We start from the raw sequence: 16,175 nt of genomic DNA, 5'->3' as shown, positions 1-16,175 counted from the left end.
GGCTCGGCGCCGACCAGGATCTCCACCACCCGCAGGCCGAAGTCCGCGCCGCACGGGTGCGGCTCGCCGGAGGCCGCCGAGGCCCGCAGGGCGTCCAGCGCCCGGTGCAGCGCCGCGACCGGTCCCTCGCCGCGCGGGGGCAGCTGCACCACGCCGTGCTCGCCGCGCAGCTCCATGCCCGTCCCGCCGGCCGCGAGCGGCGCGGTCAGGCTGAGCGCGAGCGTGCTGGAGGCGCCGCCGGCGTGGCGTACCACGAGGTGAACGGTGTCCAGCGGGCCGGCCGCCGCCGTCACGTGCGTCGCGTCGCCCAGGACCGGCAGCAGGACGGACAGCGCGTGCGGGCCGACGTCCCACAGCGCGCCCTTCTCCACCCGCCACGGCGAGGCCGCGTACGGGCTGGTGCTGCCGGGCGCGAACACCGAGCCGAGCCAGTCCGAGCGGCCGGTGAACCAGCCGCCGAGCTCCGCCTGCCGCTCGATCCACGGGATCTGCTCGCCGCCGAAGCGCACGGTGAAGAAGACCACCGAGGCGACCTTGTGCTCGCGCACCGCCTCGGCCACCGCCTCGGCGTCCGACACGGTCAGCGCGACCGGCTTGTCCAGCAGCAGGTGGCAGCCCGCCTCGGCGGCCCGCACCGCGAGGCCCGCCTGCACGGTCGGGGGCAGCGCGATGGAGACCGCGTCCACCTCGGCCAGCAGCCGGTCCAGGTCCGCGTACCCGGGCACGCCGTGCGCGGCGCCCAGCGCCTCGGCCGCCTCCGGTCGGCGGCCCCAGACGCCGGTGAACTCCAGCCCGGGGTGCTCGGCCAGGACGGGCGCGTGCACCCGCTCCGCCCAGGGGCCGGTTCCCAGCAGTCCGATCCGCACGATCTCTCCGTTTCCTTCGTGTTCCGTCGCGACGCCCGTGTTCCGTCGCGTTCGTGTTCCGTCGCGGCGCCGCCCTGTGCTCGCGTCGCGCTCCGGGGTCAGCCCCGGACGCGGGCCAGGGTGAAGCCGTCGTAGCCCTTGCTGCCGACCGTCTGCACCGAGGTCGCGGTGACCGTCGGCTCGGCCGCGATCAGCTCGTGGAGCGCCCGGGTGCCGACCACCGCCGGGTCGGTGCTGTCCGCGTCGGCGACCGCGCCACCGCGCACCACGTTGTCGACGATGATCAGCGAGCCGGGCCTGGTCAGCTGGAGCGCCCGCCGGAAGTACTCCGGGTTGCTCGGCTTGTCGGCGTCGATGAAGACCAGGTCGAAGGGCTCCACGCCCTGCTCGACCAGCTCGGCCAGGGAGTCGGCGGCCCGGCCGACCCGCACCTCGGCGACCCCGGCCAGCCCGGCGGCCGCCAGGTTGCCCCGGGCGACCTCGGCGTGCCGGGGGTCCAGCTCCAGGGTGAGCAGGGTGCCGTCCGCGGGCAGCGCCCGGGCCAGCCAGATCGCGCTGTAGCCGCCGAGCGTGCCGACCTCCAGGATCCGCTTCGCGCCCTGGGTCAGTGCCAGCAGGTGGAGCAGCTTGCCCTGGTTGGGGGCCACCGCGATCTGCGGCAGCCCGGCCGCGTCGGCGGAGGCGGTGGCGTCCTCCAGCACCGGGTCGTGCCCGACCAGTTGCTCGGAGAAGTAGGCGTCCACGGCGTCCCAGGTCGGCTGCGAAGACATCGGGCCCTCCAGAGTGCAAGATCGGCAGCTACCCGGCCGATGCTACTCCGAGGGCCCGAGGGCACCACGACGGTGGTTGTGGACGGCCGGTGCGACCCGGCCGTACGGGAGGTCAGTCGGCGACCGGCTCCTTGGCCGCGGCGGCGGCCTTGGCGGCCTCCTCCGCCTCGATCCTGGCGTGCGTCTTGGCGGCACGGCGCTTCATGATCCAGGCCGAGAGCAGGCCGATCACCAGGGCCGCCCCGAGGCCCGCCCAGGAGAACCGGGCCAGCCAGGGCTCGATGCTCTTACCGACCTTGTAGACCAGCAGCGTCGTGCCGCCGGCCCAGACCACGCCGCCCAGCACGTTGGCGATCAGGAACTTCCAGTACGGCATCTTCAGCGCGCCCGCGAGCGGACCGGCGAAGATGCGCAGCAGGGCGATGAACCGGCCGAAGAAGACCGCCCACATGCCCCACTTCTGGAAGGAGCGCTCGGCGGTGGCCAGGTGGGAGGGCCCGAAGTGCTTGGGGAACTTGCGTCCCAGCTTCTCGAAGAGCGGCTTGCCGCCCTTGCGCCCGATCGAGTAGCCGATCGAGTCGCCGATGATCGCGCCGGCGATCGCGCAGATGGCGACGCCCCACGGGCTCACCACACCCTTGACCGCCATCAGGGACGCCGTGACCAGGGCGATCTCGCCGGGCAGCGGAATGCCCAGCGACTCCAGCCCGATGATCAGACCGACCACGGCGTACACCGCTGTCGGCGGAATCCCCTCGATCCAGGCGTCGATGTGCAAGGCCAGTCCCTCCGTGGCAGGACGGGACCGGCCGCGCTCTCCCTGGAGCCGCGTGCCCGTCCCGGCAGTTCATCCGATGGCGGCACCCAGGCCGCTCCCCCGGAAACGAGCCTAACGTGCCGGGCGGCCTGTCCCCCCGACCGATCACCCGTGGTTACGACGTACGCCCCCGCGCCATGGTTCCAGGTCGACCACCGTTTCTTCAAGATTCGGCAAAACGCAGTGCGACCACGGACGGGCGCTGCTTGATCCGGCGCGCGAGCGGCAACAGGGCGCTCACCGGCCATCGCCCGCCCTCCGGATACACCTCGCGCACGTCGGTGATCCCCGGGTGCGCGGTGGCCAGCCCGCCGCGCTCGTCCGCGTCCATCCCGAACGGCATCGGCGGCGCCTGGTAGTGCCGGTCCCGCAGCTTGCCCTCGACGGCCCGCCGGCTGAACCAGCGCGGCACCGCGTCCAGCACCATCGCCCCGCCTGGGAAGCGCTCGGCGCAGGCCGCGATCAGCGCGCGGACCTCCTGCGGCCGCAGGTACATCAGCAGGCCCTCGGTGCTGATCAGCACCCCGTTCGACGGGTCCACCTCGTCCATCCAGCCCGGGTCGGTGGCCGAGTGGGCGACGATCCGGTGCCGCTCGTCCGGCGGCAGCAGCCGCCGCCGCAGCGCGACCGTCTCCGGCAGGTCCACCGACAGCCAGCTCGCCCGCCCGTTGTCGACCCGCCAGGCCTGGGTCTCCAGGCCGTCCCCGAGCCCGACCACGGTGCCGCGCGGGCAGCGGGTCAGGAAGTCCGCCACCTCGCGGTCGAAGCAGGCCGCCCGCAGCGCCTGGAGCTGGCTCACCAGCGCGTTCTCCCCGAACCGCGCCGCGAACGGGTAGTCGATCCGGTCCACCAGCTCGACCGCCTTCGGGTCCGGCAGCACCGTGTCCGGCCGCCGCGCCTCCACCGCCCGGTGCCACAGCGTCCACAGCGCCGTCTCCGGCACCCGCCCCAGCTCCGGCCGCTCCCCGCCGCCACTCATCGCTCGCTCCTTCGGACGTGGTCCCGTCGCGGTCCGACGCGCTCCGTCGCGTTCCGTCGCGTTCCGTCGAGTACCCGCCGTGTTCCCGTCATGGGCATGAACCCGCCGATTCTGACACCCCGTCCACACCTCCCCTCCCGCCGACGCGCCGACTCACTGACTAGTGGAGCTCTACGACGCCAACCATCGACCGGACCGAACCCGGCACCCGGAACTCCTGGACTTCGCACTCCAGCACACCGGCAAACACCTGATGGAACGCGGTGACCTCGCGCAGGCCCGGACCCCATCCACTGACTACTCTAAGTGATATTGCGCGGAGGCCTCATTCCTTTCTGAGTGTCGAGGCGGGCAGGGCGTCCCCTTGAAACCTTGGGCCGTTGCTGCCGCGATCCACCTTTGGCCGTTGAGCTTGCGGCTCATCAGAACGTGAAACGCCTGACAGGTTCTCTGCCTGCGCGCAATCCTGGTTCCTGCACCAACAGCCATGCGAGATCGCGCAAGTGGAGTGACAGGAGGGGTCGGCATGGCGATACGGTTCTTTGGCATCGACCCGGAGACCGGTCAGGGGAACAGGCCGACGGTCTGGGTGGACGAGGGGATCGGGGACTTGCTGGTCCAGAGCTACCTGGCCGACGAGGCGTCGATCGCTGGCGTGCTCACAGCGGGCCACGGGCCGGACCACGAGAACACGATCCCGTCGCACGAGGGAGTGTTTCGGATTCCGGCCCGGATGGTGCCGATTCTCAGGAGGGCGTGTGATGAGGCAGAGCGTTCCCAGCTTCGTCGAGATGCTGAACTCGGCGAGGAGCACGGCGGTGCACCTGGAACTGCGTGACCAGTACGGCGTCGCGGAGGAGGCCGCCGAACTCGCCAAGTGGCACCGGGGCGAAGCCGTCGATGTCGACCCCGACTCGGAGTACTGGAGCGGGTGGAGCGAGCTCGTCCGCCGTACCGTGGCCCGAGGCGTTCAGGTCCGCCGGGCCCGCGTCGTCTCGGTGCCGGTGACGGACTACGTGCGGTACGAGCACCACATCACCAGCGTGAACCTGGCCATCGGAGAGCAGGTTCGCTGGCTGCCCCGAAATGAGGCTTCGGGCCTTGCCCTGCCGGGCAACGACTTCTGGCTGGTGGACGGGCATGCCGTTCGCTTCAACCTGTTCGACGGGCCCGGGGCCGCGTTGGACCCGCAGTACTCCGAGGATCCGGCGGTGGTCGAGCTCTGCGCCAATGCCTTCGAAGCGGTATGGGAGCGCGGAGTGGAACACGAGAAGTTCGCCGTCTGATTCAGCACGCAGGACCGCCAGATCATGCCCCTGTCTCCCTCCTCCAGCGCGCAAAGCGCCCGCGAGACAATCGCCAAGAGGTTGAAAGCACTTCAGCAGGATGCCGGGCTCACGGGGCATGATCTGGCCCTACGAACAGGCTTCAGCGAGTCGAAGGTCTCACGCATCGCGGGTGCCAAGACCCCGCCTTCCTCAGACGACATCCAACGATGGTGTACAGCCTGCGGCGCAGAGGATCAGGCCGCGGATCTGGTCGCCGCGAGCCGTACGGCCGACGAGATGTACGTCGAGTGGAAGCGCCTTCATCGAACGGGGATGAAGCACGCCCAGGAGGCCATCCTGCCCCTGTTCGCGAACAGCCGGCAGATCCGGATGTACTGCTCCAATGTCATGCCGGGGATCGTCCAGCGCCGTGAGTACGCTCGTGCGCTGATGGAGACCATCACGGCCTTCCAGAACACTCCGAACGACGTGGAGGCCGCCGTCGAGAGTCGACTCCAGCGTGGACGCTATCTCTATCAGGGAAACTGCACGTACGCGCTCGTCCTGGAGGAAACGGTCCTCTACTACCCGCTCGGCGACGATGAGGCCATGGCGGATCAACTCCGCCATCTGCTGGAGGTCATGACCCTGCCCCGCGTCAGTCTCGGGGTGATTCCCTTCCAAGCCCCCCGTGTCATGTGGCCGCTCGAAGCCTTCTACATGTTCGATGACCGGCAGGTGGACGCCGAGTTGCTGACCGCCGTCGTCAAGATCACGACGCCAACCGAGATCGCCGCATACTCGAAGGCCTTCAAGGCCCTCTCCGGCATGGCGGTGCACGGTTGCGAGGCTCGAACCCTCATTGAGCAGGCAATCCACGCGCTCGGGTGAATCCGTGCAAGACGATGCAAGATCGTGGCACCGCCTGTAGTCGTCTCTCTACGGTGTATCACGCACCCCCAACCGTGAGTTCCGAGAGGTCGTAACCGCGCCCTCGAAGTCCGATGGGAGGGCATCCCCATGCCCGGCCGCAAAGTCCGGTTCTGAGCCGGGCCACACAGACCCCCGTCCTTCCGGACGGGTCACGCAAGTCAGTGCGCCACCGAGAAGAGAGGAACGAACCATGACCGTTGCGCTGGAAGCGCCCGCGGACACGAAAGTTCCGCGATCCCCGCGCGCTCCTCAACGCGGTCCGGCCGTACGTCAAGGAGCTGACGTACAACGTGTTCGAGGGCCCCGGCAACACCGGCGACCTGTACGACCGCGAGATCGCGCTCCTGCTCCGCGACAACACCATGGTCCGCAACATGGCCGAGCGCATCCTCGACAACGCCATCGCGTACACGATCACCGCCATGGAACACCCGCAGGTGCACCTGGGCGTCGGCAAGATCGTGGACATCGGGGTGCACCAGCTCCTGCTGGACACGCCGGTGTACTTCGCCGTCTGCGAGGCGTACAACGCCGGCCGGTACAAGCACCACGCCCCGCTGATCCAGCGACGCAACGACGGCACCGTGATCCGTACCGCCGAGTTCCTGCGCGGCAACGGGTTCGACGCCGACGCCGAACTGTGGGCGATCGACGGGGCGAACTGCTCCCCGTGCGACGACAAGGTCCCCGACAGCCACTGACCGGACACCAGAGTGCCCCTGCCTCGTATCTTGGGGTAGGGGCACCCGCCTGCCAACTCCTCAGCAAGGGAAGTCCGTTGCCCGCACAGCACAACATCGAATCCGAGCGCGAACTCTGGGACACCTACGCAGCCGGCATCAAGGACGACGTCTTCGACGCCGGGCCGGTCTTCCGCTGGACCCAGTACGCCGACCACGGGCCCGGCCCCGAACTGCTCGGGTCACCGACCAGCGCGCTGGAGATCGGATGCGGCACCGGCCGTGCGCTGGCCACGCTGGCCGAGCAGGGCGTGAAGGCCACAGGCGTGGACCTCTCGCCCGTCATGGTGGAGAAGGTCTCGGAGCGCTGGGGGCCGTCCGGCGTCCAGATCCACTGCGCCGAGGTCCTGGACTACCTGAGCGGCGCCGACGAAACGTGGGACGCCGTCTACTCGGTGTTCGGAGCGGTCTGGTTCACGGACCCGCTGAAGCTGTTCCCCCTTGTCGCCTCCCGCCTGAACCCCGGCGGCGTCCTGGCCTTCTCGCAGCCCCCTGCCATCCCCGGTGCCTACGGCCCACAGGGCATGTACAAAGGGGGGTTCGCCGGGAGGGCGCTGTACACGTACCGCTACTCCTACACGCCGCGCAGGTGGGTCAGCCTGCTTCGGCAGAGTGGATTCGAGTCGGCTGACGCGAAGGTTCTGGAGGCCCCGACCGAGGGGCACATCGGAACCCTGATCGTTACGGGCAAGACCCCGGCCGTCTGACGACCACCTGCGAATGAAGCCGTCTGCAGCCAGACCCGCAGGGGCTTCGGGGCCTTGTGGGGAAGGCCCCAGGCGGTGAGTCGGCGGCGCTCGGCCGCCTCCCAGCGCGGTGTCGTCAGCCGGTGGGTCCGGTAGCCCTCGGGCCGCCGGTAGGGCTTCGCCGCGCACGGGTTGAGTGGTCCGTCGACGTCCAGCAGGAGCAGCGGCCGCACCGGCTCACCTCCCTTGATCGTCCCCGCACGCTACCGGCGCGGGCGGGGAGGGACCAGCGGATTTCCGTGGCAGGGCCGTGAGTCGAGGGCTCAGCCGATGCTGAAGGCGCCGTCCGGCGGGGGCGGGGAGTCGGTGGCGTCGGCGTCGGTGACCGGGGCGGTCCGGCCGACCAGGGCGGCCAGGTCGTCCCCGTCGGTGAGCCGGGCCGGGAAGATGTCGCCCGCGAGCAGCCGGGTCAGCTCGGCCACCGGCAGGGGCGCGGTCGAGCCGGCCAGCAGGATGTTGCCGTACCGGCGGCCGCGCAGCACCGGCGCCTCCGCCACCAGGCAGACGTACGGGAACACCGCGCGCACCGTCGCCGCCTGCGCCTTGGCGAAGGCCAGTGGCGGGCCGTCCGCCAGGTTCGCCGCGTAGCAGCCGCCGGGGCGCAGCGCGGCCGCCGCCAGGCGCAGGAACTCCACCGAGGTGAGGTGGGCCGGGGTGCGCGAGCCGTGGAAGACGTCGGCGATCACCAGGTCCTGCGAGCCGGCCGGGGTCGCGGCGAGGGCCGCCCGGGCGTCGCCGACGGTCGCGGTGATGTCCGCGCCGGGGCCCTGCCAGGGCAGGTGTTCGGCGACCAGTTCCAGCAGCGGCCCGTCGACCTCCACCACCCGCTGCCGCGAGCCGGGCCGGGTGGCGGCCAGGTAGCGGGGCAGGGTGAGCGCGCCGCCGCCGAGGTGCAGCGCGTCCAGCGGCTGCCCGGCGGGGGCGAGGGCGTCGGCGAGGTGGCCGAGGCGCCGGGTGTACTCGAACTCCAGGTGGGTCGGGTCGGCGAGGTCGACGTAGGACTGCGGGGTGCCGTCCAGGGTGAGCAGCCAGCCGCCGTCCCGGTCGAGGTCGGGCATGAGCTTGGCGAACCCCAGGTCGGTCCGGCGGCCGACCGGCACCGGCTCGTCGAGCTCGTCCCGCAAGTCGTGCTCGTCCTGCTCGCCCCGCGAGTCGTGCTCGTCCCGCTCGTCCCGCTCGTCCCGCTCGGGGCTCACGCGTGCTCTCCGACCGGCCGCGCGGCCACGGGTTCGACGTCGAGGTACGCGGCGAGCCAGCGGTCCAGCTCGGCGAACACCTCGGTGCGCGCGGCCTCCCCGGAGAGCACCAGGTCGTGCATGCCGCCCTTGATCCGCACGATGGTGACGTGCCGGCCCAGTCGCGGCCCCTGCGCGGCGATGTCGTCGGCGCGCAGCACGGCGTCGGCGTGGTGCAGCGCGCTGTGCCACTTGGTGGTGGAGATGGAGCGGGTCGAGGCCATCAGCAGCACCGGCACGTCGATGCCCAGTCCCCGGTGCAGCCGCCGGTGGCCCTGGTGGATCGCCGACAGCCAGCCCGCGTACAGCGGGAAGCTCTCGGGGCGCTTGAGGGTGAGGTCGAAGTCCCACTCGCCCTGGTGGTCCTTGTGCAGGCTGTGGGTGTAGTGCGGGTTGAGCGCGGACGGCAGGACGCGGGTCGGCGCCAGCCGCCCGAGCGCCGTCACGGCGGGCCCGCCGAGGGTCCGGACCGCGGGCCCGGCCGGCATCGACAGGAACGGCGAGTTGAGGAACAGCCCGTCCACCAGGCCGCGCCCGGCGCGCCGGCCGGCCCACAGAGCGCCGATCAGCCCGCCGGTGGAGTGCCCGTTCAGCAGCAGCTGCCGGTGCCCGTCCACCTCGCGGATGATCCGGACCGCCTCGTCGATCTCCTCGTCGTACTCGGCGAGGTCGCGGACGAAGTTCGGCGACTGGTGCGGGCGCAGGGAGCGGCCGTACTTGCGCAGGTCGAGGGCGTAGAAGGAGAAGCCGAGCGCGGCGTAGTGGTCGGCGAGGTTGGTCTGGAAGAAGTAGTCGTTGTACCCGTGGATGTAGAGCACGGCGCGCTCCGCCCCGGGCAGCGGCCGCCGGACGAGGGTCGCGCACACCGGCCCCTCGTCGTCCGGCCGCAGCGTCAGCTCGGCGGCCTCGTAGGGGGCACCCAGGATGTCTTCACGGAACTCCATCTGCTCGCCGCACCCGTCCTCTGCTCTGTCTGCCCGTATCGGCAGGTGACCGCCCGTTCCACCCCCGACCATACCGGCCGGTAGCCGCGGGCCGCTCGGCGGTGGGTCGTTACGTGTAGATCCACGCCGCGGCGCCACGGGCGGTGTCGGGAGCCCGCAGCCACCGGGCGCCCGCCCGCTTCACGCCGAGTGCCGGGAAGATGCCGCGGGCGTGCTCCTGGGCCTGGGCCGCCTCGTCGTTCCGGTCCAGCGCCCGGACGCCGCCGTGCTGCCTGGACGACCGGGGCGTGGAAGGTGCCCCCGCGAATGCTGTTGTGCACCCCGCAAGCGCAGTCGTCCGCTCCTCGTGCGCCTGCTGTGCGCCGGTGGTTCTGTGGAACGCTTCCCGGACAGACCAGGCGAGTTGGGGAGTTTGCATGCAGCACGGGCACACCGATCCGTCGCTCTACCGTTCGGCCGCCGAGGCGATCGCCGCCCCGCCGGAGAGGCTGGCGTACGTGGCCGGGTTCGACCGGTCGGGGCGGCGGCCGGACGCGTTGCTGAGCGTCGACACCGATCCGGCCTCGGCGAGCTACGGGAAGGTCCTGAACTTCGCCGAACTGCCCACTCTCGGGGACGAGTTGCACCACTTCGGCTGGAACGCCTGCTCCAGCGCGCTCGCCCACGCCTGCCACGAGAACCCGGAGCGGCGCTACCTGCTGCTGCCCGGGCTGCGCTCCTCCCGGCTGCACGTGATGGACACCTACCCCGACCCGGTCCGGCCGCGGCTGGTCAAGACGGTGGAGGCGAAGGAGCTCGCCGCCAAGGCGGGCTACTCGCGCCCGCACACCCTGCACTGCGGCCCCGACGGCGTCTTCCTCTCCTGCCTGGGCGGCGCGGAGGGCGAGGACGGCCCGGGCGGGGTGGCGCTGCTCGACCACACCACCTTCGAGGTGCTGCGCGCCTGGGAGACCGAGCGCGGGCCGCAGCACTTCGCCTACGACGTGTGGTGGCACCTGGGCACCAACGTGGGCATCACCAGTGAGTGGGGCACCCCGTCGATGGTCGAGGGCGGGGTGGTGCCGGAGCTCCTGCTCGGGCGCAAGTACGGCCACGCGCTGCACTTCTGGGAGCTGGACTCCGGCCGCCACCTCCAGCGGGTGGACCTCGGCGACCAGTACCAGATGGTGCTGGAGCTGCGCCCGGCGCACGACCCGCAGGCGGAGTGGGGGTTCGCCGGGGTGGTCACCAACGTCGAGGACCTGTCCTCCTCGGTCTGGCTCTGGTACCGGGAGGGGCCGGCGTTCACCGCGCGCAAGGTGATCGAGATCCCCGCCGAGCCGGCCGCGGCCGAGGACCTGCCGCCCGCACTGCGGCCGTTCGGCGCGGTGCCGCCGCTGGTCACCGACATCAACCTGTCGGTGGACGACCGCTGGCTGTACGTGTCCGCCTGGGGCACCGGCGAGCTGTTCCAGTACGACGTCTCGGACCCGTTCCACCCCCGACTGGCCGGCTCGGTGCGGCTCGGCGGGATCACCGCCCGCACCCCGCACCCGGCCGAGCCCGGCCGTCCGCTGAGCGGGGCGCCGCAGATGGTGGAGATCAGCCGGGACGGCCGGCGGGTCTACCTCACCAACTCGCTCTACGGCGCCTGGGACGACCAGTTCTACCCGGACGGCATCGAGCCCTGGATGGTCAAGCTGGACGCCGACCCGGAGGCCGGCGGGCTGAGCATCGACGAGCGCTTCTTCCCGCACGGCGCCGACTTCCGGGGCCTGCGCGTCCACCAGACCCATCTGGCGGGCGGCGACGCCTCCTCCGACTCCTACTGCTTCCGCTGAGCCGTCACCACGGCGGGCCCGAGGCCACCGACCAGGCAGACGTCACCGGAACAGCGCCTGGTCGAACCGCACCTGCGCCGACGGCAGCCCCGCCGCCGTCAGCCGGGTGCGGACGGAGCCGACCATGCCGGCCGGCCCGGTGACGCAGGCCAGGTGCTCGCGCCAGTCCCCGGCCGTCGCGACGGTGTCGGCGAGTTCGCCGACGGTGACCGGGGTGACGGTCAACCACGGCTTGTGCAGGCCGAGTTCGGACAGCGCCTGCCAGTCGTAGAGGTCCCGGCGGTCCCGGGCGCCGACGAACAGGTGGACCCGGCGGCCGGCCGGCCGGTGGGCGGTCTGCTGCTCGATGATCGCCTTCATCGGGGCGAGGCCGGTGCCGCCCGCGACCAGCAGCAGGTCGCGGGGGTCGCCGTCGGGCAGCAGGCTGCCGCGCGGCGGGCCGAGGCGCAGCCGGTCGCCGATGCCGGTGTGCTCGACCAGGGCGGCGCTGACCCCGCCGGGGGCGGTTCGGCGGACGTGGAACTCCAGCTCGTTGTCGGCGCGCGGGGCGCAGCCCATCGAGTACTGCCGCCAGGTGTGCGGCAGCGCCGGGTGCTCGACGGTGCCGTACTGCCCGGCCCGGTACGGGTACGGTTCGCCGGTGCGCACCCGCAGCACGGCGAGGTCGGGGCGGCGGCGCTCGTGACCGGTCACCACGGCGTGCCAGTACGGGGGTTCGGTGAGCGCCGAGTCGGCACCGGCCACCATCGCGCCGACGGCGAAGCGCAGCATCCGCACCCAGGCGCCCTCCAGCTCCTCGGTCCAGCGCTCGCCGGCGCGGTGCCGGACGGCCGCGCACAGGGCCTCCTCGAAGGCCTCGTAGTGCACCGGCCGGACGCCCAGTTTCCGGTGGTCGCGGCCGAGTTGGCGGAGCGTCTGCTCCAGTTCGGCCGGCCGGTCGAGGTGGTCGATCAGGTGGTGGAAGATCCGTTCCAGGTGGAGCTGCTGGAACTCCATCGAGGCGGGGAAGAGCGGTCGCAGGTACGGGCGGTGGCCGAACATCACCGCGTAGAGGTGGTCGATCAGGTCCGCGAGCGGGGAGATCAGGTCGAGGTCGCGCCGGATGACGTGCTGGTCCGCGGCGCCGTCGTAGCCGCCCTCCTCCCCGTACGCGTTGCACCCGAGGTCGCCGCCGGCCGAGGACGAGGGGGCGAGGAGTTGGCGTCGCAGGCGCATCGCGTGATGACGGGCGATCAGGCGGTCGTACTCGGCGGTGGCGGTGGCGGTGGCGGTGCCAGTGCTCATGCTGCTGCTGTTGTCCATGTCCCGCCCAGTGAACCGCCGGGCCGCCGAACGCGAGAAGGGCCGATCGCCCCGGAGGGACCCGGGACCAACGACCCCTTGCGGTGGTACGTCCGGACCGGGACCCTTTTCGGCCACCGCGCGCACGGACCGCCGTCGCGCACACGGACCGCCGTCGCGCACACGGACCGCCGTCGCGCACACGGACCCCGTCGCGCGCACGCACCCCCGCAACGGCGGGGAGGACGGAAGGGTGCCCCGCGCCCCGGTGCTCTCCTACCACCAGGACCCGGGGCACCGCCGTCGTCAGACTCCTGCCCGGCGCGCCTCCCGGCGCTCCAGCCGCCGCTGCCGGCCCTGGCGCAGCGGCTGGTCGGGCAGCCACCCGAAGGTGAGACAGGCACCGACCACCCCGAGCAGCATCCCGATCACGAAGCCGCCCAGGTTGGAGGTGACCCAGCTGGCCAGCGAGGCCAGCACGGCGAGGATGGAGTAGAACAGCCGCTGCGCCGGATTGAACAGGATCAGCAGGCCGCACAGCAGCATCACCGCGGGCACCAGGTACCCGGCCAGCCCCTGCATCCCGATGTGCAGGATGACGGGCAGCGGGGCCTTCAGGGTGAACAGGACCTCGGCGCCGCCGAGTGTCACCAGCAGCCCGCCCCAGAACGGTCGCCGGCCCCGCCAGTCGCGTGTGACCGGGCGTGCGGCGGGCTCGGCGACGGGGGCCGCCACGGCCTGGGCGGGCGCGGCCGCCGACCCCTCGGCGGCCACCCCCTCGGCCCGTGCCGCGGTGCCCTCGCCGGTGCCGGCCGGCTCCGGTACGGACTCCGCCATGCTCAGCAGCCCGTGGAGCTGAAGCTCAGCCGCAGGTTCGGCAGTTTGAACCCGACGGCGGTGCTCGCGTAGTTGTGCTGGTTCAGGTGGGTCAGCGTGACGTGGTCGGCCTGCTGGCCGAACACGCCGGGGTTGCCCTTGCCGACCGGGCCGGCCTTGGTGTAGGTGCTGGCGTCGCCGCCGATCTCGATGTTCTTGAACTCCGCGTCGCCGGACAGCATGTCGGAGTCGGTGGTGAGGTCGGAGGCGGTGACGGGGGTGCCGCCGTCGCCCGCGTGGATCACCAGGTTGATGCCGCCGAGGTCGACGCTCTGGCACAGGTTGGTGATCTCGGCCTTCTTGATCGCCGACACCGCGACCAGCACCTGGCCGCCGGTGGAGCCCGCGTTGGGGCTGTCGGGGATCATCGAGTCCAGCGAGCCGAACTGGGCGAAGCCCTCACCGTCCAGCTTGTCGGCGGTGATGGTGAACGGCATGCCGGAGATGGAGAACTGGGCGGCGAGCACGCCCTGGGCGGTGAGCGCCATCAGGACGCCACCGGCCGCGATGGCCGGTACGGCCATCAGGGCGCTGCGCTTGAGCCGGACCCGTCCTCTTCTCGGCCCGCTCGGCGTCTGCGGGGTCTCGGCCGCCGTGGCGGCGTCCTCGGACATGGCCATGTGTGTGCTCCCTGTGGGTGGAATGGGTGTGCAGGCACTTGGCACGTTGTCCTGGCGCGGACAGCGTTCCCCGGCCCGACCGGGCTGTCCGCCCCTCGGCAGCGGGGCGGACCGGTCGGCGCCGGCAGGTAACTGGGAAGCTACTGCCCGGTATTGGCCGGGTCAATACAGGTGCACGAAGGATCTTCACCAATCCGCGACCCGCTTCGGCCAGTCCCGCACCCCCAGCCGCTCGGCCGCCTCCGCCGGGCCGAGGAACGGAGACAGGCAGAACATGCTCAACAGGGGAAGGAGCTCCAGCAGTTGTTCGGTCCGGCCGGAGTCGATCCGCCGGTAGATCGCGCTGTAGACGCCGCCGACCACGGCGTCCACCATCTCCTTCGACCCGACCCCGCCCGGAAGTTGGGGCACCTCGGCGAAGAACGAGCGGAACCTGGTGAGCAGTTGGGCCCGCTCCCGGCGGCCGGCCGGACCGACCGCCTCGATCTCGATCACCGCCATCGTGGCGAACGCAGGCGTCCCCGCGAGCAGTTGCAGCATCGCTCCGAGCGCCTTCCGGATGCCCCGGCACCAGTCGGATTCGGCCGCGAAGGCCGCCGCCATCCGCCGGATCACCACGCCGGTGCCGTGCCGGTGCGCGGCCAGGAAGGCGTCCTCCTTGCCGTTGAACAGCTCGTAGAAGACCGGCCTGGTCACGCCCGCCGCGCGGCAGATGTCGCTGATCGTCGCGTGCTGGTAGCCGCGCTCGGCGACGGTCCGCACCAGCCCGTCCAGCAGCCGCTCGCGCTGGGTCGCGGCGACCACGCCGGCGGGCAGCCGGCGCGGGCCGGGCTTGATCGAGCGGGCCGGATCGCGGCCGGTCCGGGCACCCGGCAGCAGGACCACGTCGGTTCCGCGGAGGTGTTTCCGATCCATCACCAACTCCTGTGTCCTGTATTGACATTGATGGAACACCGGGTTTACAACACTGACAGGTTTCCAACCGGTGGGCCAGCAGGCGCCCACCGGCCGGACCTCCGGGGGCTCCGCGGACCGGGGCGAAAGCCCGGGCCACGGGACCACGGCGGGGACGGGACCGCGACGGTGGCAGTCGTCGAGGGCCCCGACGGCACCGCACGTCCCCGACCGAACGGCGCGGTGCCGCGGTGTTCCACGCCGCCGTCCGTACGCAAGGCCGTACGCAAGGCCGCACGCAGGGCCGTACCCGAGGCCGTACGCAAGGCCGCACCACCGCACCGCCGTACCACCGCAGTTCGACCGCACCGCCGTACGCCCACCCTCGCGTACGTCCGCACCGCCGTACCGCACGGACGGGCCCGTGGCGCCGGGCCCGCCCGCCCTCGGCATGAGCCGAGGCATCCGGCGTGAGGACCGGAGAGCGGCCCGGAGAACGGTACGAACCCTCCGGTGCGAAGCCTCCGGCACCGCCACGCCCCTCCCCCGTCGTGCACACCACCACACCCGCACGCCGGGTTTCCCCCACCCCCGTCCACCGGACGGAGAGAGGTACCCTCATGCGCATCAGCCGCACCCTCGCCACCGCCGCCCTGGCCGCACTCGCCCTCACCGGCGCGGCAGTCGCCCCCGCCCAGGCCGCCGGCGCGGTCCTGACCACCGGCAGTCCGGCCGGCCCGGCCGTCGCCGTCGGCGACGTCCTGACCGCCAACCTGGTCTCCGGCACCACCGCGAACTTCAACAACAGCGCCACCGGGTCGACCGGCGTCAAGTGCGCCACCTCCTCCTTCTCGGCGACCGTCACCGCCAACCCGGCCGCGCCGGGCAGCGCCGTCGAGCGGCTCGACACCCAGACCTTCGGCTCCTGCACCTCCAACGTCATCGGTGTCACCGGCGTCAAGAGCGTCACGGTCACCAGCCTGCCGTTCACCAACACGGTCAGCGACGCCCCCGGCAACCCGGTCAAGCTCACCCCCGGCGCGGCCGGCGTGATGGGCACCACCGTGGTGCTCAACACCATCCTGGGCAGCATCAGCTGCAACTACACGAACACCACCGGGATCAACGGCACCACCTCGAACACCGGCAACACCATCGGCTTCGCCGGCCAGCCGTTCACCCTGGCCTCCGGGCCGAGCCTGTGCTTCGCGACGGGCTACTTCAGCGCCACCTACGGCCCGGTCCTCGACAGCTCCGTCGCCGGCAGCCCGGCGCTCTTCGTCAACTGACGCCGGGGCCCCACGGCCCGTCCTGACGACGGCGGCGTACGGCACCCTCACCGGGCCGTACGCCGCTCCGCCGCCGCGCCGGACCGGCCCCCGGACC

At 71.9% G+C, this 16,175-nt stretch carries 17 protein-coding genes; 7 read left to right on the top strand and 10 right to left on the bottom strand.

The window, feature by feature from the left end; translation table 11 throughout:
- The 4 genes from ACFU6K_RS10100 to ACFU6K_RS10085 all read right to left on the bottom strand — a co-directional run.
- A partial coding sequence (locus ACFU6K_RS10100) for a Gfo/Idh/MocA family protein (RefSeq protein WP_380662059.1) occupies positions 1 to 866 on the bottom strand: 866 nt, incomplete at its 3' end.
- Positions 867 to 964: 98 nt separating this feature from the next.
- Entirely contained in the window at positions 965 to 1,636 is a 672-nt protein-coding gene (locus ACFU6K_RS10095; protein ID WP_380662057.1) for an O-methyltransferase, read from the bottom strand.
- 112 nt (positions 1,637 to 1,748) lie between these two features.
- Complete coding sequence (locus ACFU6K_RS10090) at positions 1,749 to 2,414, bottom strand: DedA family protein (protein ID WP_380544087.1); 666 nt, start codon at positions 2,412 to 2,414, stop codon at positions 1,749 to 1,751.
- 202 nt (positions 2,415 to 2,616) lie between these two features.
- The gene (locus ACFU6K_RS10085; RefSeq protein ID WP_380662055.1) at positions 2,617 to 3,432 is read right to left on the bottom strand and encodes a class I SAM-dependent methyltransferase; all 816 of its coding nucleotides are present in this window, start codon (positions 3,430 to 3,432) and stop codon (positions 2,617 to 2,619) included.
- A gap of 526 nt (positions 3,433 to 3,958) precedes the next feature.
- Here ACFU6K_RS10085 and ACFU6K_RS10080 point away from each other — a divergent pair.
- From ACFU6K_RS10080 to ACFU6K_RS10060, 5 genes are all read left to right on the top strand, one after another.
- Positions 3,959 to 4,270 (top strand): hypothetical protein, encoded by a 312-nt coding sequence (locus ACFU6K_RS10080; protein ID WP_380662054.1) that lies wholly within the window; start codon positions 3,959 to 3,961, stop codon positions 4,268 to 4,270.
- The gene (locus ACFU6K_RS10075) at positions 4,194 to 4,718 is read left to right on the top strand and encodes a DUF6879 family protein (protein WP_380662053.1); all 525 of its coding nucleotides are present in this window, start codon (positions 4,194 to 4,196) and stop codon (positions 4,716 to 4,718) included. The genes ACFU6K_RS10080 and ACFU6K_RS10075 overlap by 77 nt, the downstream gene beginning before the upstream one ends.
- 24 nt (positions 4,719 to 4,742) lie before the next feature.
- A complete protein-coding gene (locus tag ACFU6K_RS10070) occupies positions 4,743 to 5,591 on the top strand; it encodes a helix-turn-helix domain-containing protein (protein ID WP_380662052.1) in 849 nt (282 codons plus the stop codon).
- 239 nt (positions 5,592 to 5,830) lie between these two features.
- The gene (locus ACFU6K_RS10065; protein WP_380662051.1) at positions 5,831 to 6,334 is read left to right on the top strand and encodes a hypothetical protein; all 504 of its coding nucleotides are present in this window, start codon (positions 5,831 to 5,833) and stop codon (positions 6,332 to 6,334) included.
- 77 nt (positions 6,335 to 6,411) lie between these two features.
- Positions 6,412 to 7,080 (top strand): class I SAM-dependent DNA methyltransferase, encoded by a 669-nt coding sequence (locus tag ACFU6K_RS10060; protein WP_380662049.1) that lies wholly within the window; start codon positions 6,412 to 6,414, stop codon positions 7,078 to 7,080.
- 302 nt (positions 7,081 to 7,382) lie between these two features.
- On the opposite strand, the gene ACFU6K_RS10055 is transcribed toward ACFU6K_RS10060, so the two are convergent.
- Together ACFU6K_RS10055 and ACFU6K_RS10050 are read right to left on the bottom strand one after the other, a co-directional pair.
- The gene (locus ACFU6K_RS10055) at positions 7,383 to 8,177 is read right to left on the bottom strand and encodes a spermidine synthase (protein WP_380662061.1); all 795 of its coding nucleotides are present in this window, start codon (positions 8,175 to 8,177) and stop codon (positions 7,383 to 7,385) included.
- Between the two features lie 134 nt (positions 8,178 to 8,311).
- The gene (locus ACFU6K_RS10050) at positions 8,312 to 9,298 is read right to left on the bottom strand and encodes an alpha/beta hydrolase (protein ID WP_380662047.1); all 987 of its coding nucleotides are present in this window, start codon (positions 9,296 to 9,298) and stop codon (positions 8,312 to 8,314) included.
- 416 nt (positions 9,299 to 9,714) lie between these two features.
- On the opposite strand from ACFU6K_RS10050, the gene ACFU6K_RS10045 reads away from it, so the two are divergent.
- Complete coding sequence (locus ACFU6K_RS10045) at positions 9,715 to 11,118, top strand: selenium-binding protein SBP56-related protein (protein WP_380662045.1); 1,404 nt, start codon at positions 9,715 to 9,717, stop codon at positions 11,116 to 11,118.
- A 42-nt stretch (positions 11,119 to 11,160) separates the two neighbouring features.
- Here ACFU6K_RS10045 and ACFU6K_RS10040 read toward each other — a convergent pair whose 3' ends face one another.
- The 4 genes from ACFU6K_RS10040 to ACFU6K_RS10025 form a co-directional block, all read right to left on the bottom strand.
- Positions 11,161 to 12,402, bottom strand: coding sequence for a globin domain-containing protein (locus ACFU6K_RS10040; RefSeq protein ID WP_380662043.1), 1,242 nt, complete (start codon positions 12,400 to 12,402; stop codon positions 11,161 to 11,163).
- A gap of 303 nt (positions 12,403 to 12,705) precedes the next feature.
- On the bottom strand, positions 12,706 to 13,236 hold the full coding sequence (locus ACFU6K_RS10035) for a DUF6114 domain-containing protein (RefSeq protein WP_380662042.1): 531 nt from the start codon (positions 13,234 to 13,236) through the stop codon (positions 12,706 to 12,708).
- Between the two features lie 2 nt (positions 13,237 to 13,238).
- Positions 13,239 to 13,895, bottom strand: coding sequence for a DUF6230 family protein (locus tag ACFU6K_RS10030; RefSeq protein WP_049650672.1), 657 nt, complete (start codon positions 13,893 to 13,895; stop codon positions 13,239 to 13,241).
- Positions 13,896 to 14,081: 186 nt separating this feature from the next.
- Positions 14,082 to 14,810, bottom strand: a complete 729-nt coding sequence (locus tag ACFU6K_RS10025; protein WP_380662040.1) for a TetR/AcrR family transcriptional regulator — start codon at positions 14,808 to 14,810, stop codon at positions 14,082 to 14,084.
- A gap of 599 nt (positions 14,811 to 15,409) precedes the next feature.
- Between ACFU6K_RS10025 and ACFU6K_RS10020 the strand changes: the two genes are divergently transcribed.
- Complete coding sequence (locus tag ACFU6K_RS10020) at positions 15,410 to 16,078, top strand: Tat pathway signal sequence domain protein (RefSeq protein WP_380662038.1); 669 nt, start codon at positions 15,410 to 15,412, stop codon at positions 16,076 to 16,078.
- The last annotated feature ends 97 nt before the right edge of the window (positions 16,079 to 16,175 follow it).

The organism is Kitasatospora sp. NPDC057512 (assembly GCF_042802135.1).
In the GTDB taxonomy this organism is placed as follows: Bacteria; Actinomycetota; Actinomycetes; order Streptomycetales; family Streptomycetaceae; genus Kitasatospora.
Note: the sequence above shows the minus strand (reverse complement) of the source record. Positions and strands in the feature narration are given on the sequence as shown.